We start from the raw sequence: 23790 nt of genomic DNA on the forward strand, positions 1-23790 counted from the left end.
TATTTATATAACTCAGTCATAATGAATTACAATAAATGGATTTAGAGGTGCAATTATGGCGACGAATAATGAAATAGAATTCAAACAATTACTAAGTAAAGATGTATACGATAAATTTAAATATACTTTTTTTGAAGATAAAGAACCTTTTATTCAAATAAACTACTATATTGATACTCCTAACTTCACATTGCGCGATCATAAATCCGCATTACGAATCCGAGTTAAAAACGACACATATGAAATGACCTTAAAAGTGCCCGCCGACGTAGGTTTAATGGAATATAATCATATGGTTAAACATATACCTAAAACAGGTGATGTAATATCTAATAACTCACTACCAGAAGATATACGAGAAATTGTCGAATCATACGGTATTAATGACAACGAATTAACTATATTAGGCGCATTGAGAACAGCTCGTTTAGAAACAAACTATAAAAATGAATTGTTAGTATTAGATCGAAGTGATTATTTCGACAAAGTTGATTATGAGTTAGAATTTGAAGTTACTGACTATAACAATGGTTTGAAAAAATTTCATAGTTTATTAGAAGAATTTAATCTTGAGCACACCGTACCTAACAATAAAGTTCAACGTTTCTTTGACTATAAGAATCAAATTGACAAGTAGCAGTACGTCGCTGTAAAAAGTCAAATTACTTTTAAATGTAAAAATTCATGTTATATTAGTAATATATTAACGGAAATTGGTGATATTATGTCTAAAACGCCATACGATATTATAGGTGAAACAGCACTTTATAATATGATTGATCATTTCTATGCTCTAGTTGAGAAAGATGACAGAATCAATCATTTGTTCCCTGGGGATTTTGCCGAAACGAGTAGAAAACAAAAGCAATTTCTCACTCAATTTCTAGGTGGACCGAACCTATATACTGAAGAACATGGACATCCGATGTTAAAAAAGAGACATATGGAATTTAAAATTACAACTTATGAAAGAGATGCATGGTTAGAAAATATGCATACTGCAATAACCGAAGCACAGTTTCCAGCTGATGTTGGAGACTATTTATATGAACGTTTACGTCTAACCGCTAACCACATGGTAAATTCCTAAATATAATTGAAGGTGAGTAAAACATGGCTGAAGAACTAAAAATTGTAGACAATAGAAGTCGTGAAGATGCTAATCTGTCACCTGTAAATAAAATTGAAATTTATTCATTTTTTGATCCATTTAATACAGATTGCTTTAAATTATCAGCGATTATTTCTAAATTAAGAATTGAATATAATCAATATATCCGTATCAGACATATTCTAAACCCTTCATTGAAAGTACTTACTAAGTGCCAAGCGCAAAGTACATCTGATTTTGATAATATCGCCTTAGCTTATAAAGCGGCTGAATTACAAGGTCGTTTAAGAGCGGAACGTTTCATCCATTTAATGCAAAATGAAATTATTCCTAAGAAGGATATTATTACGGAAGAAATGATTTGTGACTGCATCATTAATGCAGGTTTAGATTACAATGAATTCAAAGAAGATTTACAAAAAAGCAAATTAACCGAAAGTTTAAAAATAGATTTACACATTGCTCGAGAAATGGAAATTGAGCAAGCACCTTCACTCGTATTCTTCAGTGAAGATGTTCATGAGGAAGGCCTGAAAGTAGAAGGATTATATCCATATCACATTTACACATATATTATTAATGAATTAATGGGTACGCCAATTGAAAAAAATCTTCCACCCAAAATTGAGCATTATATTCAAAAGAAACAACTCGTTACTATGGAAGAACTATTGACCATATATGAGTGGCCCGAAAAGTTAATGACAAAAGAACTTAAGAAATTGGCGTTACAACAAAAAGTAGAAAAACTTCAATATCCTGAAGGAGATTTTTGGCAATCAAAAATGCCTAGAATATAGGATAGCTAACAATAGCCATTCAATGATGATTATATTCATGCATTGGGTGGCTTATTTTTGTGTACACATCAATTTAAGGTTGAACGACTCTGTTTCTATTATTGTTATATAAATCAATTGCAATGTATAGTAGTGGCGTCGAAGTACAATGAAAAATTTATCTACAATGGGGAATTAATTGATAGTGGTAGTTATTAAAAAAGAGTATAAAAAAAACGCCGTGTCTGATTACACGACGCTAAACAAAGGGGATGGGAGAAATTTTTCACTTCAAACAAAGGGGTATGTTTGTTATGTGATTAATTTCATGTTCATAATATAACACGCTAACATAGGTGTTTCAATATTAAAGACCCCTTATTTTAAAATTGTCACAAACTTAACATATTGTAAACGGATACAGTCATTCTAAGCTTTCATAAGTTTTTCAAAAGCATCTAATTTTTGTTCAAAGACCTCACAAGCCTGCTCAATAGGTTCTGGTGAAGTCATATCCACACCGGCATTTTTCAGAATCTCAATTGGATAATTAGAACTTCCTTTTTTCAGGAATTCATTAATATATCTTTCAACTGCAGGTTTACCCTCAGTTAAAATTTGATGACTTAAACTTTGAGCTGCACTATATCCAGTAGCATATTGATATACATAGTAATTCATATAGAAATGAGGGATTCTTGACCATTCTTTGCTAATATTGTCATCTGTTTCAACAACATCACCAAAGTATTGTTTATTCAATTTAGCATATTCATCATTCATACGTGTTGCAGTTAATGGTTCGCCTGCTTCTTCAATTTGATGAATTTTATGTTCGAATTCTGCGAACATAGTCTGACGGAATAAAGTCGCTCTGAATCTTTCAAGTTCTTGATTTAATAATAATAAACGACGTTCATCGTCTAAATGTTTATCCATGTAATCACTTAGTAATGCCTCATTACAAGTTGATGCAACTTCAGCAACAAAGATTGAATAATCACTAGAATTAGATGGTTGATGTTTACGACTGAAATAACTATGTGCTGAATGACCAAATTCGTGGATAAGCGTATATAAATCAGATACAGTATCTGACCAATTTAATAAAATGAATGGATTAGTTAAATGTGCACCAGATGAGTAAGCACCTGATCGTTTACCTTTATTTTCATAAACGTCGACCCATCGATTATTCAAACCTTCTTTTACTACATCAAGGTACTCTTCACCCATAGGTTCTAACGCTTTTAACATCCATTCTTTTGCTTCTTCATAAGGCATTTCAAATTTAACGTCCTTAACCATTGGCGTATATAAATCGTACATTTTCAGCTCATCAACAGCTAATAATTCTTTTCTTAGTTTTGTGTATCTGTGCAGTAATGGTAAATATTTATGCACAGTTTTCACTAAATTATCATAGACTTCTTCTGGTATATGATTATTACTTAACGCACGCTCACGAGCTGTTTTATAGTTATGTGTTCGAGCATTAAAGACATTCTTCTTAACTTCCCCTGCTAATGTTGAACCTAGAGTATTATTATAAGCACCGTAAGCTTTATATAAATTATTATATGCTGATTGACGTAACTCGCGATCATCAGATTCTAAATATTTGATAAAAGTTCCTTGTGTTAATGGATGTTTTTCACCATTTTTATCTACTGCATCTTCAAATTCTAAATCTGCATTACTAAACATACCGTACACATTACTTGGTGTAGATAGTGCATCTTGAGCCTCAGTAAGTAATTTCTCTTGCTCGGCATCTAAAATGTGTGGTCGTTTTTCATTGATAAGTTTTAAATCAAATTCATAACGTTTTAAGTTGTCATTAGTTTCGATAAATGATTGAAGTTTATCTTCATCAATTTGAAGAATTTCTGGTACTAAGAAACTCCATGCGGAACTAATTTTAATTATAAGTTGATGTGCACGTGACTCGAATCCTGTATATTTATCGTTTGAAGTATCTTGGTCTTGTTTTAAATGTGCATACACATATACTTTCTCTAGTTTAGTACCAATTTCATCTTCTAATGCAAGCGCATCATATAATGTATCAGCGCTATCTGCTAAGTGCCCTTTAAATTGCTCTTCTTTACCTAGATAACCTTCAACCTCTTTTAATGCTTCTTCAAAAGCTTCATCATTTTTAAAAATCGTTGTTAAATCCCACGTATCATTTGGATATTTACGTTCTTGCTCTTCTCTTGTTAATTGTTGACTCATATAGTAAACCTCCTATAATAACTAATGTTATAATTTTCTCATTATTCCCTATGAATTGCACGTTTTAACTATATTTAATGTAATGATTAATAAGTTCTGAGACAACACAATCCATAGAAATAGTGTTAAGGTACATCTGCCTAAATTTAAGAAAGGCTTTTAAACACTGATGTACATCACACTCTTGTTCATTAAATAATTTAAATTGTAATTGCCACTGAACTGGATGATTCTCAATATAAAGTTGATAAGGGAATATGTAGCCGAAGTTATGATAAACAGCTTCATCTGTTAATCTTAAATGGTACATTGCGCTTAACGATGGTTCAAGGACGGAATTTTTCCTTCTACATTGATTCAAGTAATAATGTATTTCAGATTTAGTTAGCTTGAAAATGTGTTGATATGGCGTAGACATGATACTAATCTGATTCACTAATTCGTTGATTTCAATTACTGTTTGTTTTGCGATAAATTGTTTGCCACCAATATGCTGAATTTGACTATATAAAACAACACACTTGTTCTTTTGATTCCATGCATATAAACACCTGTTTATTGGATGTATAAAATGTGCTTGAAATGAATTGAGATATAGCCTTCCCCTATGATATCGACAATCTTGAATTAACCAAATGACTTCCATATTCAGCTGTTTAAATCCCTTTGTTCGTTCTATGATCTCTTCAATATCTATTCTAGAAAATTGAATTTCAATTACGTATTTTGAATTCACTAGTATGTCTGGGTATTGTTGAATAGTTGGACAATAAGGTTCAATTTGAACGTGATAATGCAGTTGTGATAACATTTTCGCAATAAAACACTTTACAAAGTAATGTTGTTCGGATTCTTGTTTTGCACAATAACATACGCTATCAACCTTATGCGCGAAATGCGGGATTTTTTTGTGCCACACTTTAATAATAGTTGTGAGCTACAATGCGGACAATAATAGCTGTCCTGTTTCTTTGCACGATGTGCATATACTTGCTCGCCTTGTTGATTTATAGCGATTAACATAAATTTCACTCACCTCATAAGATTAAACGTATGAAATGGTGATTTTACTTCTCAACACAAAAAAACCGAAGCAATATTCATTGCCTCGGTAAAAACTTTCATTATTCAACTGTGTCTGGGAAATAACGTCTCACTTGAGCAGTTACATTATGACTCATAATAATCTTAGCATAATCATTTAAGTATACTTCAGTTTTATCTGTTGGATATGCATACTCTAACATCTGACTATAACTATCGTTAATCGTTTCTTGACTGACTGATTCATCAAAGTGAATAGCATAGTAATATTTATTGTCATTCATATATAATAAATCTTCAAATTCATCAGTTGATAAATTATGGTGATATGCATAACTAATAACTTGCTCTAAATCATCAAATTTAACGATAACTGTTCTTATGTTCGGACGTTGTTTCGTTTGTTTTTGTTCAGACTTATGAGAGTGCTTTTGTTGTTGTGCTCTTTGTTCGAATAAATCTTCAATGCTCTCTTCATTTTCTAATGTATTTGCAAGTAATTCGTTAACTTGTTCTTCAAATTGCTCATTTGCATCTTCATCAGACATATTCATAGCTTCTTCATTTTTAGATTTAGAAATCGTAACTTCCACACCTTTTTCAAAGGCATGTACTTGTATCCAAAGAGGTCCTTCAACTACGAAGTCTTCTTCTTCATTGATTTCATCCATCATTGACCAGAAGAATTCTTCGCCTCTTTTACGGTTAGTCCATAAATCTTCTCGACTGAATCCTCTAGCTTCAATATCACTATAAGTTATAAATAATTTGACTGTTGTGTCATCAACGCGTTCTATTCTCATATCATCTCACTCCTTACAGTCGATGAATAGTAACCATATTGTATTAGAACGTGGTGGAAATTACAATTTATTTGTTTGATTAAATTTAACTATTTTACAATCGTTATATATACTAACATATTCCCTTTTTGAGTTACAAAAAACAGCACTAAAATAGTGCTGTTTCATATTATTATAATCTTCAATTAAATTTTAAAATTAATCAACAAGACGTTGCGCTTCTTGTAATTGGAAAGTACGAACCTTTCTAGGTAAGAAACGTCTGATTTCATCTTCGTTATAGCCAACCTGTAAACGTTTTTCATCTAGAATAATTGGACGACGTAATAGTCCTGGATTATCTTGAATGATCGCATAAAGATCTTGTAGTGGTAAAGAATCAATGTCAACATTTAATTTTTGGTATGTTTTAGAACGAGTAGAAATAATTTCGTCAGTACCGTCTTCAGTCATTTTTAAAATTTGTTTGATTTCATCAATTGTTAAATGTTCAGAAAAAATGTTACGCTCCGTATATGGAATGTCATGTTCTTGTAACCATGCTTTCGCTTTACGGCAAGATGTGCAACTTGGTGAAGTAAATAATGTTACCATACATCTCACTCTCCTATTGAATGAATATTATTCATTATTTTTGAATTTATTGATTAAGAAATGATAATTTATTTAGTCCTCTTAACCTTACAATGTTAGTATAATCAACTAACATTAAAATTAAATGAGAAAATCCTAATTTTTCTGAGAAATCTCAAATTTTCTAAAAACCTAAATTTAAAGGCTTAGAATTAACGTATAACTACATACTAACATAACTTACATTTTAAAGAAATACTGTTATAATTTAAATAATATGAATTAAAACTAAGAAAGTAGGCATCTAATATGGAGACATTATTTTCAGGAATTCAACCTAGTGGAATACCCACAATCGGTAATTATATTGGGGCATTAAAACAATTTGCTGATGTGCAAAATGATTATGATTGTTATTTTTGCATCGTCGACCAACATGCAATTACTGTGCCACAAGATAAAATCAAATTACGTAAACAAATCCGTCAACTTGCGGCTATTTATTTAGCATCTGGCATAAACCCAGAAAAAGCTACCTTATTTATACAATCTGAAGTACCAGCACACGTGCAAGCAGGTTGGATGCTCACAACAATTTCAAGTGTTGGAGAACTTGAACGTATGACTCAATATAAAGATAAAGCTCAAAAACGTACTGATGGTATTCCAGCAGGATTACTAACTTACCCACCATTAATGGCTGCAGATATTGTGATATACAATACTAATATTGTTCCAGTTGGTGAAGACCAAAAGCAACATATGGAATTAACACGTAACTTAGTCGAACGTTTTAATAGTCGTTATAATGACATTTTGGTTAAACCAGAAATTCGTATGCCTAAAGTAGGTGGTCGCGTCATGAGTTTACAAGACCCAACGAAGAAAATGAGTAAAAGTGATGATAATCAGAAAAACTTTATTTCATTACTAGACGAGCCTAATGTGGCAGCAAAGAAAATTAAAAGTGCTGTAACAGATTCAGATGGAATTATTAAATTTGATCGTGATAACAAACCAGGTATTTCAAATTTATTAACAATATACTCTAGCTTAACAAATGAGTCTATTAAAGATTTAGAAGCTAAGTACGAAAATGAAGGATACGGTAAGTTCAAAACAGACTTATCAGAAATCGTCAAAGATTTCTTAATTAACTTCCAAGAAAAATATAATGAATTTTACAATTCAGATAAACTAGATGACATCCTAGATCATGGTCGCGATAAAGCTCAAAAAGCGTCATTCAAAACATTGAAAAAAATGGAACGTGCCATGGGACTGGGACGTAAAAGATAATACATTAGTAATAGAAATAGCCATGGGAATGATTCCCATGGCTATTTCTATTATTCACTTTTCTTTTTTTTACCTGTTTCACGATCAATAGATTTATCGATATACACGTGCTTAAGTGTAGTATCTGGGCCTACTTTGTGATACTGTAACCCTTTAACTTGTGGATTAGTTAAATGTGCTTCACCTTTTTGATATATAGGTGCAACTGGTGCGTCGTGAAGTAAAATACTTTCAGCTTTTTGTAAAGCTTCATTTCTCTTATCAGGTTCACGTAGTAAAGAACCATTAGCTTCTTTGATAAGATTATCGTATTCTTCGTTACCCCAATCAGTATTATTTTGAGCATTACCTTTTGTCATTATTTCCAAGAAAGCCGTTGGGTCTGGATAGTCAGGACTCCACCCTGCATATGACGTTTCATAATTATTTGCTAACTCTAGAGTTATTTTTTGTTTAAATGGCATTTGTTTAATTTTTAGAGTAACACCAGGTAAATTTGTTTCAATCTGCGATTTTATATATTCAGCAGCAATCTTCGCTGCTGGGGTGTCTTGAGTATTCATAGTAAAAGTAAATTCTTTTTTACCTAATTCTTTTTGTGCAATTTCCCAATTTTGTTTTGCTTCTTTGGTATCATATTTTAATGGAGATGAAACTGTACTTGCGAAATCTTTGCCGTCTGGTGTTTTAGCAGTTCCAATACCAGTGAAATTGTCTGAGGCTAAAGAACCGTCATTTAAAACAGATTTTACATATCCTTTTTTATTAATAGCTTGCGCAATAGCTAATCTTAAGTGTTTATTTTTAAATTCCGGAACAGTTTTTTCATTCATTTTAATATAGAATGTAGCAGCAGTTAAACGATGGTTCAATGCTTTACTATTTTTATATTTGTTAACCTGCTCAGATGTTACGATCGTATCATCAACCGAAGCTGTATCATATAATGATGCACCAGCTTGTTGATCTTTTAGTACTTTATAATTTACTTTATCTAATTTAACATTCTTTTTATCCCAATACTTGTCATTTTTTACAAGTTGAATTTTATCTTCCACTTGCCAATTAATTACTTTAAAAGGCCCATTATAAACTGCTCTATCGGCTTTTGTACCATATTTTTCTCCATATTTTTTGGCAATTTTAGAATTTTGAGGATCAAAAGTATTTAAAGCCAATAGTTCATTTATATAAGGCACAGGTTTTTCTAATTCAACTTGAAGTTTATATTTATCTAGTGCTTTAATTCCTAATTCACTCACTGGTTTTTTTCCTGAATTAACTAAATCTGCATTTTTAATATCACTCATTATGTAAGCAAATTCAGATGCTGTTTTGGGGTCCACAACTTTTCTCCATGCATAAACAAAGTCATCCGCAGTTACTGGGTCACCGTTAGACCACTTAGCATTTTTTCTTAAATTAATTGTTAAAGTTTTGCCCCCTTTATTTTTTTTAGGCATTTCTTTAGCTACACCTAAAGTAACCTTATCGCCTTTATCAATTGAATATAGGCCTTCAAATGCTTGGCCAGCTATATCTCCTGATACTGCATCTGTAATTAATGCCGTATCTAAAGTACTTATATCTTGTGTAATAACTTTTCTAAAGACTTGGCCATCATCTGAATATAAACTTTTATTATTACTACAAGCTGAAAGTACTAAAATCACTATTAATAAAGTTGCTATATATTTTAAAGATTTCATAGTAAATTCATCCTCCTTCCCCTGCATTTAAACGCTTTGCGTTTGATGTTCTTGTTTTAATTGAGCAGCTTCTTCATCAGTTACAAAAACATAATGATCTGGTCTTATTTCTTGAAGTTTTCGCTCAGAATTTTTAGATTCATCTTCTTGGTATGCTACACGTTTACGTGTTCTCTCACTATCTGGGTCAGGTTGAGGAATCGCTGATAATAATGATTTCGTATAATCATGTAATGGGTGATAATAAATTTCGTCAGCTGAACCTAATTCAACAATTTTCCCAAAATGCATTACCGCAATACGGTCAGAAATATATTTAACCATTGATAAATCATGGGCAATAAATAAGAAGGTAATTCCTCTTTCTCGCTGAAGTTTTAACATTAAATTAACTACCTGAGCTTGTATTGATACGTCTAGAGCTGAAATAGGCTCATCCGCAATAATAAATTCCGGTTCCACTGCTAGCGCACGCGCGATACCGATACGTTGACGTTGTCCACCAGAAAATTCGTGTGGATATCTATTCGCATGTTCTTTACTTAAACCTACCGTTTCAAGTAAGTCATAAACACGTCGTTTACGGTCTTTTTTACTGCTTGCTAATTTATGTATATCAATACCTTCTGCAACGATATCCATGACCTTTAATCTAGGATTAAGTGATGCATATGGATCTTGGAAAATCATTTGAATCTTTTTATTAAGCTTTAATAAATCTTTACGCTTAGAAATTTTTTGAATATCCTGTCCTTCATATAAAATTTCTCCACTTGTAATATCATTTAGCTTTATAATTGCTTTTCCAGTAGTTGATTTACCACATCCTGACTCTCCAACTAACCCTAATGTCTCTCCTTTGTATATATCGAAAGAAATGTCTTCAATGGCTCTAACTTCATTTCTCTTACCTTCGTTAAAGTATTGTTTTAAATTTTTTATTTGTAATAAAGTTTCTTTATTATTCATTGAACGACACCCTTTCTACTTGACGTGGTTTGTCATAATTATTTGGCATATGACGTTGTTTTTGTTTAACCATCTCAGGCGGTTCTACTTTAGGTGCACGTTCATCTAATAACCATGACTTAACAAAATGAGTCGGCGACACTTTGAACCAAGGTGGCTCTTGTTTAAAGTCAATATCTAAAGCATACTGACTCCTACGTGCGAATGCATCTCCTTTAGGAGGATGTAATAAATCAGGTGGTGTACCTGGAATCGCAATTAGTTCTGTATCATTACTAGTAGTTAAATCAGGCATTGATGATAATAATCCCCATGTATAAGGATGCTTAGGGTCATAAAATATTTCCTCAACATTACCTGTTTCAATCATTTGTCCACCGTACATTACTGCTACTCTATCTGCAATATTAGCTACTACACCTAAGTCATGTGTAATAAATATGATTGATGTATCAATCTTTTTCTGCAAATCTTTCATTAAATCTAAAATTTGAGCTTGCATTGTTACATCCAATGCTGTTGTTGGTTCATCTGCAATCAATACTTTAGGTTCACAAGCTAAAGCTGTTGCGATAACAATTCTTTGTCTTTGACCACCAGAGAATTGATGTGGGTATGCTTTGAAACGTTTTTCAGCATTAGGCAATCCAACTAAATTTAAAATTTCTAAAGCACGTTTTTTTGCTTCAGATTTACTATAATTACGATGTTTAATTAAAGGTTCCATTACTTGTTTCCCAATTTGCATCGTCGGATTGAGTGATGTCATTGGATCTTGGAATATCATCGAAATATCTTTTCCACGTAATTTAATTAATTCTTTCTCAGATTTATTTGCTAAATCTTCACCAAGAAAATCAATTGAACCTTTTTTAATACGGCCTGCATCTCCTTGGAATAGCTTTGTAATCGCTTTAGTGGTTACTGATTTTCCAGAACCAGACTCTCCCACTATTGCTAACGTTTCACCTTTGTTCAAATAAAAATCTACGCCTCTAACCGCTTGCACTTCCCCAGCAGTAATATCAAAGGAAACATGCAAGTCGTTGACTTCTAATACTCTTTCTGACATAACGTGTGCCTCCTTTATTATTTACGCATTTTAGGGTCAAATGCATCGCGTAAACCATCACTAAATAGATAGAAAAATAAAATTAATAAACTTAAAATTGTTGCTGGAATGAATAACTCGTGTGGATGAATTAATAACATTGCACGACCATCATTAACTAAAGATCCTAATGAGGTTTGTGGTGCAGGGACACCTATACCAATGAAACTTAAGAATGCTTCAAAGAAAATCGCACTTGGGACAGTAAACATAGATGTTACTACTATAGCCCCTAATGTATTAGGGAGAATATGTTTGAAAATCAAGTTGAATTTTGATGCGCCTAAAGTTCTTGATGCCATTACAAATTCTTGGTTTTTTAATTTTAAGAATTCACCACGAACAACCCTACTCATTCCTAACCAACCTGTGATTGACATGGCTAGTATAATCGTCCAAATAGAAGGTTCAAAAATAAGTACGAATAAAATTACTACAATAAGGTTTGGAATTGAAGCAATGATTTCCAAAATACGTTGCATTACATCATCTACTCGCCCACCAAAAAATCCTGAAATAGCGCCATATACTACTCCGATAAAAATATCTAATAAGGCAGCCACAATACCAATAACTAGAGAAATTTGAGTGCCTTTCCATGTACGTGTCCATAAATCTCTACCTAGTTGATCTGTTCCAAACCAATAATTTTCTTTAGCTCCCACTTTTACATAAGCATCTTTACCGTCAGAACCTGTACCATCAAATGGTAAAAAATGAACCTTGTCTAATACGGGAATTTTTGCTGGAAGATTTCGATAATCGACATTTTGTTCAGCATAATCATGTTTACTTATTAGTGGACCAACTAAAGCTAAAATTATTATAAGTATAAGGCCAATCATCCCTATTACAGCAAGTTTATTTCGTTTTAGCTGTGCCCATGCATCTTGCCAGAAATTTTTACTTTCTCGTTGCATTTCAGGTTCTTTATTTAAATCTAAATCTCTAATAACAAAATCAGAAGCTGCAATGCCTTCAGAGGTATGTGTCATCGCCGCGTTTGAATGATCATCCAACGGCTTTTCAAATTTATCATTTGTCATTATTTTTTACCTCCTTGCACACGAATTCTAGGATCAATAATTCCGTAAAGAATATCTACAATAAAGATTGAAACAATAAATAATGTACTAAATAATATTGTTGTAGCCATGATAACTGGGAAATCATTCGTTGTAATCGATCTAACGAATTGGTCCCCAAGACCTGGTACTCCAAAAATATTTTCAATAGTCAATGTACCAGTTAATATACTTGCTAACATTGGTACAATAATAGTAATAATTGGAATTAATGCATTACGTAATGCATGTCCAAATAGCACTCTTATAGAAGAGTTACCTTTTGCACGTGCTAATAATATGTAATCTGAACTTAATACTTCTATCATTTCTGCTCGTATATACCTTGCTACTGTTGCTAAAACTGTCGCGGACAATGCTAGTGAAGGTAAGACTGCTGTTGAAAATCCTTCCCACCCAGCTACTGGGAACCAACGTAAACGTACCGCAAACACATATTGTAAAAGTACGGCTAATACGAATGATGGTACTGATACTGCGATTACTGAAATTATAGTTGTTGTATAATCTACCCAGGTATTTTGTTTAGTAGCTGCTGCTACACCAAGGATTAACCCTAAAATAACCCCGATAATCATAGCTGTAATACCCATTTCCATAGAAGGAATCAATCTCGGTTTTATAAGCTCCCATACCGGTTGATTATGATATTGGAATGAATACCCAAAGTCTCCAGTTACGACATTCTTTAAATAATGAAGATATTGAATGGCAACCGGATCATTTAAACCATACTTTTCATTAAGGATCGCCTTTTGCTCAGCACTTAGTTTCGCATCGTTAAATGGTGAACCGGGCATTAATTTCATTAAGAAAAATGTAATTGTAATAATAATGAAAAGCGATAAAAACATATATCCCAAACGTTTAAAAATATATCGCGTCATTAAATAACCCCCTTATTGAATTTTCAAAATTAACATTCCCTTCAAAATTTTCAGAAATATTTAGTAACATTATATATATAATTTTCATATAATTGCAATATAATTTTCACAAAATTAAAAAAAGTAAGCGTTTAAATAAAAACATTTTAAGGATTACTTTGACAGTCTTTTTTATTCTAACTATAAATAAGAATATATAATTTATAAAATTTAAGTTACAATAAATTAAATCGTCAACTGGGGGCTTTATTATGAAGAATTTAAAGAACTGGATGATATGGTTGATAATTACTCCCATTTTATCTATGATACTGTGGATTATATTTACAAATCATACTCTTATTTCATATATTAATACACTTTTTTATTTATCTCTTATTATATTCATCGCCATTTTTTTCATTTTATTAGTTCAAGAGGGCATTTTTGATGCAACGAGCTATGGTTTTAGAAGAATAAGATATCAACTATCGTCTCGTTCAAAAAAGAGAACAATGGCGGATGATGAATTTTTAAATCCTCAACAAGTTAAAAAGGAACATTATTTTATATCTACATGGATTGCTCCAGCTTTAATATGTAATATTGCATACTTTGTGATGACAATAATAATTTCATTTCTACTTTAAATCATTCTATATACAAAAAATAGACCAAGGACATTATCAATTAGTGTCCTTGATCTAATATCATTTTTCCAAAATTAATCTTCAAATTTCTTAAATACTAATACTGCATTATGACCACCAAAGCCTAGACTGTTACTCATTGCATAAGTAATTTCTAAATCTTGCGCTTCATTTGGAACGATGTCTAGATCACATTCAGGATCTGGTGTATTCGCATGAATAGTTGGTGCGACTTTAGAGTCACGAATAGATAATGCTGAGAAGATAGCCTCTAAACCACCAGTAGCACCTAATAAATGACCAGTCATTGATTTAGTAGAGCTAACTTTTAGTTGATTAGCAGCATCTCCAAAGGTATTCTTGATCGCTCTGATTTCATACATATCACCTACAGGTGTACTCGTGCCATGTGCATTAAGATATTGAACATCTTTTGCTTCAATACCTGCATCATCAAGTGCTGCTTGCATTGCACGTGAACCACCTTCACCTTCAGGAGCGGGAGCTGTAATATGATATGCATCACCAGTTGAACCATAACCAACTATTTCAGCATAGATTTGAGCACCACGCGCTTGTGCCGATTCTAATGATTCAATCACTAAAATACCAGCACCTTCACCCATAACAAAGCCATCTCGACCTTCTTGGAATGGACGGCAAGCTGTTTCTTTATCATCATTTGTAGATAAGGCACGACTAGCACTGAATCCTGCAAGTGCCATGTGTGTAATTGGTGCTTCTGTACCACCTGTTATCATCGCATCTGCATCGCCGCGTTGTATAATTTTAAATGCTTCACCAATTGAGTTTGTACCAGTAGCACATGCTGTAACTGTAGAGCCATTTGGCCCTTTTGCACCTAAATCAATTGATACTTGGCCAGTTGCCATATCAGGAATTAACATAGGTACGAAGAATGGACTTACTCTTCTTGGACCCTTATTTTGAAGTGTTGTATGTGCTGTTTCAAACGTTTCCATACCACCAATTCCTGAACCAATCCATACACCTATGCGATTAGCAGTTTCATCATTGATGTCCAATTTAGCATCTTCAACTGCTTGACGTGCTGCAACTACCGCATATTGTGTGAAACGATCCATGCGTCGAGCTTCTTTCTTTTCAATATGGTCTTCAATATTAAAATCTTTAAGTTCACCTGCTAAATGAACATTATAATCTTCTGTATCTATTCTAGTAATAGTATCGATTCCATTAACACCTTTCAAGGCATTTTCCCAACTTGTCTGGGCATCATTGCCAATAGGTGATAATGCACCCATACCAGTAATTACAACTCGTTTATTCTCAGTCATACATTATATCCTCCTATTTACCCCATTTGATAACCATAGCGCCCCATGTTAGGCCACCACCAAAACCTACTAATACTAGTGTGTCATCATCTTTAATTCTTCCATTTTCTAATTCTTGTGAAATACTTAAAGGTATTGAGGCAGCAGATGTGTTACCAAAGCGATTAACAGATACACTCATCTTTTCTCTCTCTATACCTAGTCTTTCTCGAGCTGATTCCATAATTCTAATGTTTGCTTGGTGAGGTATAAACATATCAATATCATCTGATTGTAGACCAGCTTTATCAACCACTCGTGTTGATGCTTCACCCATAATTCTTACCGCAAACTTGAAGACTTCTCGTCCGTTCATTACTAGTTTACCAGTATCTTTGTTTAAGTATAAGTATTTTCCACCGTTACCATCAGATCCCATTTCATAACTAATGATACCTCGTCCTTCTGAAACTTCTCCAATAACTACTGCACCAGCACCATCACCAAAAAGGACTGCTGTTGAACGATCTGTTAAATCAGTAATCTTAGATAATTTGTCTGCACCAACTACTAGGATATTTTTATAATCACCTGATTGAACATATTGTTTTGCTGTAATCATAGAATACATAAATCCAGAACATGCAGCTAATTGATCCATTGTTGGTACTTTACGTGTTCCCAATTTTTCTTGCAACATATTGGCAACCGATGGAAATGGCATATCTCCAGTAGCAGTTGCAACAATAATCATATCTATATCAGCAGGTGTGATTCCTGCATCTTCAATCGCTTTTTTACTAGCTTCGAATGCTAAGTCAGATGTATCTTGATCTTCACTAGCCCAGCGTCTCTCTTTAATTCCAGTCATTTTAGAAATCCATTCATCTGAAGTTTCTAAAAAACTTTCGAAATAAGCGTTATCAACGACTTTCTCTGGCGCATATGCACCAAATCCTTTTATACCTACGTTCATGAACGTACACCTTCTTACTTCATTTTTTAATACCAGGTATTAATTTAACACATTTTTTTACCACTACTCAAGTAGTTACCCTTTCACAAACACAGATTTCATTAAATAAATTTGATTACAAATTTTTTATCAGTTAACTGCTATCTCTATACAAATAGATTACTTTACTTTAGAATGAAAGTATATAAATAATGGAGGTCATCGGTATGAAATACCTCGTAACTTTTATTTGGGCAGTCATCTTATTACAAATGGTTAACTTTGTATTAAATAGTTTAAATGGCGGTGGAACATTAAACTTTATCACGCCAATAGTTCTAGCAGTTATCTTTACAATTGTAATTGCTATTCTAGCTGCCATGATTAAACCAGATGATTTTACCCGTTCAGGTAACAGATAGTCTTATTACTACATAATAATACAATACGTTAAAAACGCTTGGAATTTGAATTTAAAACTCAAATTTCAAGTGTTTTTCTATATTAAACTAGATATAGATGAACCCTTAATATTATAGCGATACATTACAACCTTCAAGTCTTTGAAAAAGTCTTTAAAGTGAGGAATTACTTATTCTTACTAATCTTTAGTTTAAGTTATAACTAGAGCAAGTGAATGCAACAATACACTGAACTGCACTTAAAAACAAAAAAACCTAGAAAGTGCTCATCACACTCCCTAGGTTTACCTAAACATTCATTATTCATTTTCAGGCTTTTGTACATCAAATGTTAATTCATGATCATCATTTATATCAACTTTTACCACAGTACCTTCAGGCATGCTTTCTTTAATCATCATACGTGCTAATGGTGTTTCAATTTGACGTTGAACAAAACGTTTCAATGGTCTTGCACCAAATTGTGGTTCGTATGCTTCTTCTCCTAACCATTTTTTCGCGTCATCAGACACATCAATTGAAATACGTTGATCCATTAAACGTATATTTAATTGAGTTAAGATTTTATCGACAATCATACTCATATCATTAATAGATAATGGTTTAAATAATACTATATCATCCATACGGTTTAAGATTTCTGGTTTAAAGAATGCATGTAAGCTATCCATTACAGCTTTTTCAGTGTCTTCAGTAATGTCACCAGTATCTTTAACATTCTCAAGTAATACTTGTGAACCGATGTTACTTGTCATAATAATGATAGTGTTTTTAAAGTCAACACTGCGTCCTTTAGAATCAGTTAAACGACCTTCATCTAATATTTGAAGTAAAACGTTGAATACATCACTATGTGCTTTTTCAACTTCATCTAATAAAATGACCGAATATGGATTACGTCTAACCGCTTCTGTTAATTGTCCTCCTTCATCATGACCTACATAACCTGGAGGAGCACCAATCAATCTAGAAACTGAATGTTTCTCCATATACTCACTCATGTCGATTCGAATCATGTGTTTCTCAGAATCAAACAATGATGCAGCTAATGATTTTGCTAATTCAGTTTTACCTACACCAGTTGGTCCTAAGAATAAGAAACTACCAATCGGTCTATTAGGATCTTTAATACCTGCACGTGCTCTTACTACAGCATCAGATACTAAGTCTACTGCTTTATCTTGACCCACAACACGTTCGTGTAAGATATCACTTAGGTTCAATAATTTTTCTCTTTCAGTTTCAACTAATTTTGATACTGGAATACCAGTCCATTGACTTACGATGTCTCCAATTTCTTCATCAGAAACAACTTCACGAATCATACGTTCGCTGTCACCTTGTTCATCTTGATAAGCTTCTTCAAATTCTTTTAATTCTTTTTCTAATTGAGGTATTGTACCATATTGTAATTCTGCTGCTTTTTCTAGATTGCCCTCAGTTTGTGCATCTTCTAGAGCTTGACGACTGCGATCTAATTCAGCACGTTTTTCTTGTACTTTCGCAATTTTTTCTTTCTCTTGTTCAACACGAGATTGTAAGGAAGCTTGTTTTTCTTTTTCATTTGAAAGTTCTTCTTGTAATTCTTCTAAACGATGTTTACTTGCGTTGTCAGATTCATTTTTCAAAGCACTTTCTTCAATTTCTAATTGCATAACACGACGATTAACTTGATCTAATTCAGTTGGATTTGAACCCATTTCTGTTCGAATTGTTGCACATGCTTGGTCAACTAAATCGATTGCTTTGTCAGGTAAAAATCTATCAGTAATATATCGATCTGATAATTCAGCTGCTGCAACTAAAGCACGGTCTTGAATACGTACTCCATGATAAACTTCATAGCGTTCTTTTAATCCACGTAAAATTGAAATTGTATCTTCTACATCTGGTTCACTTACGCCTACTTTTTGGAAACGACGTTCTAATGCAGAATCTTTCTCAATATATTCTCTATATTCATTTAAAGTAGTTGCACCAATACAATGCAATTCGCCGCGTGCTAACATCGGTTTCAACATGTTACCAGCATCCATTGCACCATCTGTTTTACCTGCACCAACTAGCATATGAATTTCATCAATGAATAAAATAATGCGTCCATCTGACTCTTTTACTTCTTTAAGTACTGCTTTAAGTCGCTCTTCAAATTCACCTCTAAATTTTGCACCAGCAACCAATGCGCTTAAATCTAATTCAAAAATTGTTTTATCGAGTAATGATTCAGGCACATCTTTTCGTACAATTCGTTGCGCTAAACCTTCAACAATTGCAGTTTTACCTACACCAGGTTCCCCGATTAATACTGGATTGTTTTTAGTTTTACGACTTAAGATTCGAATTGTGTTACGAATTTCTTCATCCCTGCCAATAACAGGGTCCATTTTACCTTGACGTACTTCTTCTACTAAGTCACGACCATATTTTTCTAAAGCTTCATAATTTACTTCTGGATTTTGTGAAGTCACATGATTTCCCCCTCTTACTTTAGTTATTATTTCTTTCACAACTTCTTCTTTATTTCCAACAAATTGTTTAGTAGTATCATCAATATCCATCGCAGCACGAAGGACGTGTTCCATTGAAATATATTCATCTTCATATTCTTTCATATATGATTCAGCTTTATTTAATAATTCATTTGCTTTAGCTCCTATATACTGTCCATATTGAATATTATCTCCTTGTACAGAAGGATAATTTTTCAATTTATTTGTATACGCTTGATTTAATTCATCTGTATCTATATTTGCTCGTTCTAATATGCTTTTAAATAAACTATCAGTTTCTTCTAAAGTTCCTTTTAATATAGCTTCAATTTCAATATTTTGTAATTCGTTTTCTTTACTCAATTCAACGGCTTTTTGTAATGCACCTTGAATTGCATATGTCATTTGATTAATATCCAAATTTGTTCACCCCTATATATTTGATAAGAGCAAGGTCAATTACCTCATTTTTTGACTTTGACTTTCTTTGACCTTAATTACATTATAGACCCTCTTACATGATTACGCAACACATACACTCAACTTTTACAAATTTCTCAAACTGCCTGGTCAAGCTAGTTTGACGCAATTAGTAAGTCTCTTTCATTACTTGTTTTATCACACTTTTTCTGTTATAAACATCAAATATACGTTAAAACATCAAATAAAATAAACCAGTTCAATGATTTAAAATCACTAAACTGGTTTAGAATGAATTATTTGTTTTTTGAATTTTTCTTTATAGCTTTGATTATTTCATCTGATAAAGCTTTTACACCACTATTTTCAAGATGCACACCATCTGGTGCAAAATATTCAGAATGTCCTGCAGAACGTTGGTACCAATCCACTAAAGTTACATTCTTATGCTTCTTAGCAGCATTAGCTAGTTGTTTATTAACATTATCTTGCCAATCTCGAGGAACACGTGTATTAACAAGGTAAATTTGTGCTTTACCAAACTTATTAATTAATTGATTTAATTCTTCCTCTGTAAAATCACCATTTGTACCTAGTTCTAAAACGACTTTATCTGATGGTTTATTATAATTTGAATAATTGCCTGCTATTGACAACGCTTCTTGTAGATTACGACCAACTTTACCATCAATGGTTGCTTTAGGTACTTGAGATTTAAATTCTTCCCCAATATCTACCATCACTGAGTCTCCAATAAGTAATGGACTAATATTAGTATAAACTTGTTTTTTACTTTTACTATTACTACTTGAGCCATCGATTTTTATATTTTCCCCAGGCATCATTCTTACTAGATATTTATCTTGATCACTCGTGTTGAATGAATTTGCTTTGTTTTCAATTTCATCTTTTCCAAAACGATCGAAGACCCCTAAGAATAACAATACTATCGGTATCATAGCAATAATTGACACTATTGTTCTAATAAATTTAGGTCGTTTTAAATAATTGAATGAAAATGCCTTTAAACCTTCTCGTCTAAATGGTGTTTCAATATAACGATATGATAACTCAGCAAATAAAACTGTAAGTATGATATCAACAAAGTACACATAAATAGGAAGTTGCCCATCAACAAAATGAATGTGTATAAAACTTATGACAGGAAAATGCCATAAATATAAACTATAAGAGCGTTTACCTATATAAACAAATATACGATGACCTAAGACCTTTGCTAGTATACTAGAAGGGTGTACGACACTAGCAATAATAAATAATGTCATACCTGAGATAAGATAAAATCCACCATTATAAATCCATGCACTAGTATCTTTCACTGTAAAGAATAAGAAGATAAGTATTATTAGACCTAAGATGCCTATACCATCAATAGAACGTTGCAATACTTTTGGTGGATTGACTTTTAATTTAAACGGTGGCCATACAAATGCTAATATCACACCCAATAATAACGTCTGCAAGCGAGTATCTGTCCCAAAATAAACTCTTGAATACCCAACATTGGGTTGTGAAATAATGACCATCGCTAATAAAGACACTAGAGAAATAATCCATAATATCAAAGTAACATTGCGATATTTTTTAATCGTTAAGAGTAAAATGACTAACACAAATGGGAAGAACAAATAGAACTGTTCTTCTATTGCAAGTGACCACAAGTGTTTTAATGGCATAAATGAAAATTGTTCGAAGTAGTTAACATCTTTGGCAATATACCACCAATTCGACACATAGAATAATGCAGCGATAATATCATGTTTAACTCGAACGATTTGTTGTGGTTCAAATATTAATGTAGCAATTCCAACGACGATTAATAGCGCAACAACTGCTGGAAGCAACCTTTTAACTCGTCGAATCCAGAATTGTTTAAGGCTAATAATACCTCGTTCCTCGTATTCCTTTAAAAGTAAACTTGTGATTAAATATCCAGAAATAACGAAGAAGGTATCTACACCTATGAAACCACCTGTAAGCCATTTCCTGTTTAAATGGTATATGATAATACCTAAGACAGCAATTGCTCTTAGTCCATCTAAACCAGGCATGTAACGCATTTTAGTCTTACGTTGTTTCCCTTTTTCAAAATCTTGTTTCATTGTTCACATTCTTTCCCTATTAAATAATAAATTTTAATAAATTCATTAATTACTAAAGCACTGAAAATCAGGATAAAACGAAAGCCGATGATCAACAACATGAGAAAATATGATTTAAGTTAATATTCTTTTATATTTTAATGTATATGATTGAATCGAGTTTTATACTTAGATGTCTGAGCTTGAACTATAATAATATTTTATAAAATTTGACGCATTTATTATTATTTTTCATAAATGCAAGTACAATTTAATTTATTTTATATTGTAATTCTTATGTATTGTAGTATAACGCTTAAACAAATTCAATTTATATTACAATTATGTCATTTATTAACTTAACTTTGTCACTAAAAGCATTGAAAATGAACATTTAAATTGTTTCTATTATAAATAAAAAAACAATAGTACATCCTAATCGTGTACTATTGTTCAAAAGCGATTAATTAGCCAACGCCTAATGCAATTTTAGCGTATCTTGACATCATATCTTTGTTCCAAGGTGGATTCCAAACAATATTAACTTCTGTGTCTTGTATTTCTGGAATCTCAGCTAATACTGTTTTAATTTGTTCGATAATTTGTGGCCCAAGTGGGCAACCCATTGATGTTAAAGTCATTTCAACTGTACATAAACCATCATCATCAACATTCACTTTATATACTAAACCTAAATTAACGATATCAATACCTAATTCAGGGTCAATAACCATTTCAAGTGCACCTAGGATACTGTCTTTTAATGCCTCTTCCATTAGTATCACCTCTCATTATTTATCTTTACACTAATATATCAAATATCCGACAAAACGCCAATAAAATGCTATGATACAACTAAGCGATTAAAGACGTTATAATAACATTATAAAGTTGATTTATGTATCAATTTTAAAAACATTTAATATGAAATGTTAATGTATTTTATTCTATAGATATGTAGCTTAAGGAGAAATATATGAAACCTTATTTAATTTGTTTAGACTTAGATGGGACATTATTAAATGATAATAAAGAAATTAGCGATTATACTAAGCAAGTACTTACAACATTAAAAAAGCAAGGTCATCGCATTATGATTGCGACCGGAAGACCATACCGTGCAAGCCAAATTTATTATCATGAATTAAACATGGACACACCTATTGTAAACTTCAATGGGGCTTATGTTCATCATCCTAAATCAGATGATTTTAAAACGACACACGAGGTTCTAGATGTGGACCTCGCTAGAAACATGATCGAAACACTTCAAAAAGCCAAAGTTACAAATATTATTGCTGAGGTTCGCGATCACGTGTTTATTAATAATCATGACCCTAGATTATTTGAGGGTTTTTCAATGGGTAATCCTAAAATTGAAACAGGTAATTTATTAGAAGAATTATATGAAGCACCAACGTCGTTATTAGTAGAAGCAGAAGAGATTTACATACCTAGAATCAAGCAAATGTTGACGCGTTTCTATGCAGAGAATATTGAGCACAGACGTTGGGGCGCGCCTTTCCCAGTAATCGAAATCGTTAAACGCGGGATTAGTAAAGCGCGTGGGATTGATCAAGTCAAAGACTATTTAGGAATTGAACCTTCACATATTATAGCCTTCGGAGACGAGGATAATGATATTGAAATGATTAAATATGCTAAATATGGTATCGCAATGGACAATGGTCTAGATGAATTAAAACATATTGCAAACCATATTACTTATTCAAATAATGATGATGGTATCGGCCGTTATTTAAATGATTTCTTTAAATTAAATATACCTTATAAAGGTTAAACAACAATTCTTAAGTGAGACAAATGTATACTTTTATAATGTCTCACTATTTTAATATATTTTTCT

General features: G+C 32.4%; 21 protein-coding genes. 7 read left to right on the forward strand and 14 right to left on the reverse strand.

The features are described from left to right. Positions 1 to 55: 55 nt before the first annotated feature. The 3 genes from SBL16_RS01100 (at position 56) to yjbH (ending at position 1911) form a co-directional block, all read left to right on the forward strand. Positions 56 to 637 (forward strand): CYTH domain-containing protein, encoded by a 582-nt coding sequence (locus SBL16_RS01100; protein WP_107611390.1) that lies wholly within the window; start codon positions 56 to 58, stop codon positions 635 to 637. An 87-nt stretch (positions 638 to 724) separates the two neighbouring features. Beyond that, on the forward strand, positions 725 to 1090 hold the full coding sequence (locus tag SBL16_RS01105) for a truncated hemoglobin YjbI (RefSeq protein ID WP_107611391.1): 366 nt from the start codon (positions 725 to 727) through the stop codon (positions 1088 to 1090). Between the two features lie 23 nt (positions 1091 to 1113). Next, positions 1114 to 1911 carry a protease adaptor protein YjbH gene (gene yjbH / locus SBL16_RS01110; protein WP_037535471.1) on the forward strand — a complete coding sequence of 266 codons (798 nt, stop codon included), beginning with the start codon at positions 1114 to 1116 and terminating at the stop codon, positions 1909 to 1911. Between the two features lie 408 nt (positions 1912 to 2319). On the opposite strand, the gene pepF is transcribed toward yjbH, so the two are convergent. The 4 genes from pepF to spxA all read right to left on the reverse strand — a co-directional run bounded on the left by pepF (position 2320) and on the right by spxA (position 6569). Beyond that, positions 2320 to 4128: an oligoendopeptidase F gene (gene pepF / locus SBL16_RS01115; RefSeq protein WP_107611392.1), complete on the reverse strand. Its 1809-nt coding sequence runs from the start codon at positions 4126 to 4128 to the stop codon at positions 2320 to 2322. 64 nt (positions 4129 to 4192) lie between these two features. After that, entirely contained in the window at positions 4193 to 5047 is an 855-nt protein-coding gene (locus SBL16_RS01120) for a competence protein CoiA (protein WP_233667474.1), read from the reverse strand. A gap of 205 nt (positions 5048 to 5252) precedes the next feature. After that, entirely contained in the window at positions 5253 to 5975 is a 723-nt protein-coding gene (gene mecA / locus SBL16_RS01125) for an adaptor protein MecA (protein WP_107611394.1), read from the reverse strand. A 198-nt stretch (positions 5976 to 6173) separates the two neighbouring features. Beyond that, positions 6174 to 6569: a transcriptional regulator SpxA gene (spxA, locus tag SBL16_RS01130; protein WP_011276230.1), complete on the reverse strand. Its 396-nt coding sequence runs from the start codon at positions 6567 to 6569 to the stop codon at positions 6174 to 6176. A 288-nt stretch (positions 6570 to 6857) separates the two neighbouring features. Between spxA and trpS the strand changes: the two genes are divergently transcribed. After that, positions 6858 to 7847: a tryptophan--tRNA ligase gene (gene trpS, locus SBL16_RS01135; RefSeq protein ID WP_011276231.1), complete on the forward strand. Its 990-nt coding sequence runs from the start codon at positions 6858 to 6860 to the stop codon at positions 7845 to 7847. 50 nt (positions 7848 to 7897) lie between these two features. Here the strand turns inward: trpS and SBL16_RS01140 are convergent, their stop codons facing one another. From SBL16_RS01140 to opp3b, 5 genes are read right to left on the reverse strand one after another with little or no spacing between them, the layout of a single operon-like run. Continuing rightward, complete coding sequence (locus SBL16_RS01140; RefSeq protein ID WP_317952424.1) at positions 7898 to 9556, reverse strand: peptide ABC transporter substrate-binding protein; 1659 nt, start codon at positions 9554 to 9556, stop codon at positions 7898 to 7900. A 27-nt stretch (positions 9557 to 9583) separates the two neighbouring features. After that, positions 9584 to 10525 carry an ABC transporter ATP-binding protein gene (locus tag SBL16_RS01145; RefSeq protein ID WP_107611396.1) on the reverse strand — a complete coding sequence of 314 codons (942 nt, stop codon included), beginning with the start codon at positions 10523 to 10525 and terminating at the stop codon, positions 9584 to 9586. Continuing rightward, positions 10518 to 11597, reverse strand: a complete 1080-nt coding sequence (locus tag SBL16_RS01150) for an ABC transporter ATP-binding protein (protein ID WP_107614150.1) — start codon at positions 11595 to 11597, stop codon at positions 10518 to 10520. The genes SBL16_RS01145 and SBL16_RS01150 overlap by 8 nt, the downstream gene beginning before the upstream one ends. A gap of 17 nt (positions 11598 to 11614) precedes the next feature. Continuing rightward, entirely contained in the window at positions 11615 to 12682 is a 1068-nt protein-coding gene (gene opp3C, locus SBL16_RS01155; protein ID WP_107613601.1) for an oligopeptide ABC transporter permease, read from the reverse strand. After that, positions 12682 to 13608, reverse strand: coding sequence for an oligopeptide ABC transporter permease (opp3b, locus tag SBL16_RS01160; RefSeq protein ID WP_037549066.1), 927 nt, complete (start codon positions 13606 to 13608; stop codon positions 12682 to 12684). Before opp3b ends, opp3C begins: the two co-directional genes overlap by 1 nt. A 251-nt stretch (positions 13609 to 13859) precedes the next feature. On the opposite strand from opp3b, the gene SBL16_RS01165 reads away from it, so the two are divergent. Further along, entirely contained in the window at positions 13860 to 14237 is a 378-nt protein-coding gene (locus tag SBL16_RS01165) for a DUF3899 domain-containing protein (RefSeq protein ID WP_107612343.1), read from the forward strand. Between the two features lie 74 nt (positions 14238 to 14311). Here the strand turns inward: SBL16_RS01165 and fabF are convergent, their stop codons facing one another. Beyond that, complete coding sequence (gene fabF / locus SBL16_RS01170; protein ID WP_107612345.1) at positions 14312 to 15556, reverse strand: beta-ketoacyl-ACP synthase II; 1245 nt, start codon at positions 15554 to 15556, stop codon at positions 14312 to 14314. Between the two features lie 13 nt (positions 15557 to 15569). Beyond that, on the reverse strand, positions 15570 to 16511 hold the full coding sequence (locus SBL16_RS01175) for a beta-ketoacyl-ACP synthase III (protein WP_037538680.1): 942 nt from the start codon (positions 16509 to 16511) through the stop codon (positions 15570 to 15572). A 206-nt stretch (positions 16512 to 16717) separates the two neighbouring features. Here SBL16_RS01175 and SBL16_RS01180 point away from each other — a divergent pair, with 206 nt between their 5' ends. Beyond that, positions 16718 to 16912 carry a YjzD family protein gene (locus SBL16_RS01180; RefSeq protein WP_011276241.1) on the forward strand — a complete coding sequence of 65 codons (195 nt, stop codon included), beginning with the start codon at positions 16718 to 16720 and terminating at the stop codon, positions 16910 to 16912. A gap of 299 nt (positions 16913 to 17211) precedes the next feature. On the opposite strand, the gene clpB is transcribed toward SBL16_RS01180, so the two are convergent. From clpB to SBL16_RS01195, 3 genes are all read right to left on the reverse strand, one after another. After that, on the reverse strand, positions 17212 to 19821 hold the full coding sequence (clpB, locus tag SBL16_RS01185; RefSeq protein ID WP_037538684.1) for an ATP-dependent chaperone ClpB: 2610 nt from the start codon (positions 19819 to 19821) through the stop codon (positions 17212 to 17214). Between the two features lie 296 nt (positions 19822 to 20117). Next, positions 20118 to 21944: an acyltransferase family protein gene (locus tag SBL16_RS01190; protein WP_107612347.1), complete on the reverse strand. Its 1827-nt coding sequence runs from the start codon at positions 21942 to 21944 to the stop codon at positions 20118 to 20120. Between the two features lie 446 nt (positions 21945 to 22390). Then, positions 22391 to 22699 carry a metal-sulfur cluster assembly factor gene (locus SBL16_RS01195; protein WP_011276244.1) on the reverse strand — a complete coding sequence of 103 codons (309 nt, stop codon included), beginning with the start codon at positions 22697 to 22699 and terminating at the stop codon, positions 22391 to 22393. 200 nt (positions 22700 to 22899) lie between these two features. On the opposite strand from SBL16_RS01195, the gene SBL16_RS01200 reads away from it, so the two are divergent. Then, positions 22900 to 23724, forward strand: a complete 825-nt coding sequence (locus tag SBL16_RS01200) for a Cof-type HAD-IIB family hydrolase (protein WP_107612349.1) — start codon at positions 22900 to 22902, stop codon at positions 23722 to 23724. Positions 23725 to 23790 lie beyond the last annotated feature (66 nt).

Origin of the sequence: Staphylococcus sp. NWU MK-U1 (assembly GCF_033283505.1) — a bacterium.
In the GTDB taxonomy this organism is placed as follows: Bacteria; Bacillota; Bacilli; order Staphylococcales; family Staphylococcaceae; genus Staphylococcus; species Staphylococcus haemolyticus.

What these genes read in the sequence shown, in the direction of transcription:
- yjbH (WP_037535471.1), top strand. Translation starts at nt 1,114, where the DNA reads ATGGCTGAAGAACTAAAAATTGTAGACAATAGAAGTCGTGAAGATGCT.
- SBL16_RS01105 (WP_107611391.1), top strand. Translation starts at nt 725, where the DNA reads ATGTCTAAAACGCCATACGATATTATAGGTGAAACAGCACTTTATAAT.
- SBL16_RS01175 (WP_037538680.1), bottom strand. Translation starts at nt 16,511, where the DNA reads ATGAACGTAGGTATAAAAGGATTTGGTGCATATGCGCCAGAGAAAGTC.
- spxA (WP_011276230.1), bottom strand. Translation starts at nt 6,569, where the DNA reads ATGGTAACATTATTTACTTCACCAAGTTGCACATCTTGCCGTAAAGCG.
- SBL16_RS01140 (WP_317952424.1), bottom strand. Translation starts at nt 9,556, where the DNA reads ATGAAATCTTTAAAATATATAGCAACTTTATTAATAGTGATTTTAGTA.
- SBL16_RS01200 (WP_107612349.1), top strand. Translation starts at nt 22,900, where the DNA reads ATGAAACCTTATTTAATTTGTTTAGACTTAGATGGGACATTATTAAAT.
- pepF (WP_107611392.1), bottom strand. Translation starts at nt 4,128, where the DNA reads ATGAGTCAACAATTAACAAGAGAAGAGCAAGAACGTAAATATCCAAAT.
- SBL16_RS01165 (WP_107612343.1), top strand. Translation starts at nt 13,860, where the DNA reads ATGAAGAATTTAAAGAACTGGATGATATGGTTGATAATTACTCCCATT.
- SBL16_RS01145 (WP_107611396.1), bottom strand. Translation starts at nt 10,525, where the DNA reads ATGAATAATAAAGAAACTTTATTACAAATAAAAAATTTAAAACAATAC.
- mecA (WP_107611394.1), bottom strand. Translation starts at nt 5,975, where the DNA reads ATGAGAATAGAACGCGTTGATGACACAACAGTCAAATTATTTATAACT.
- SBL16_RS01180 (WP_011276241.1), top strand. Translation starts at nt 16,718, where the DNA reads ATGAAATACCTCGTAACTTTTATTTGGGCAGTCATCTTATTACAAATG.
- opp3b (WP_037549066.1), bottom strand. Translation starts at nt 13,608, where the DNA reads ATGACGCGATATATTTTTAAACGTTTGGGATATATGTTTTTATCGCTT.
- SBL16_RS01150 (WP_107614150.1), bottom strand. Translation starts at nt 11,597, where the DNA reads ATGTCAGAAAGAGTATTAGAAGTCAACGACTTGCATGTTTCCTTTGAT.
- SBL16_RS01100 (WP_107611390.1), top strand. Translation starts at nt 56, where the DNA reads ATGGCGACGAATAATGAAATAGAATTCAAACAATTACTAAGTAAAGAT.
- SBL16_RS01195 (WP_011276244.1), bottom strand. Translation starts at nt 22,699, where the DNA reads ATGGAAGAGGCATTAAAAGACAGTATCCTAGGTGCACTTGAAATGGTT.
- fabF (WP_107612345.1), bottom strand. Translation starts at nt 15,556, where the DNA reads ATGACTGAGAATAAACGAGTTGTAATTACTGGTATGGGTGCATTATCA.
- SBL16_RS01190 (WP_107612347.1), bottom strand. Translation starts at nt 21,944, where the DNA reads ATGAAACAAGATTTTGAAAAAGGGAAACAACGTAAGACTAAAATGCGT.
- trpS (WP_011276231.1), top strand. Translation starts at nt 6,858, where the DNA reads ATGGAGACATTATTTTCAGGAATTCAACCTAGTGGAATACCCACAATC.
- opp3C (WP_107613601.1), bottom strand. Translation starts at nt 12,682, where the DNA reads ATGACAAATGATAAATTTGAAAAGCCGTTGGATGATCATTCAAACGCG.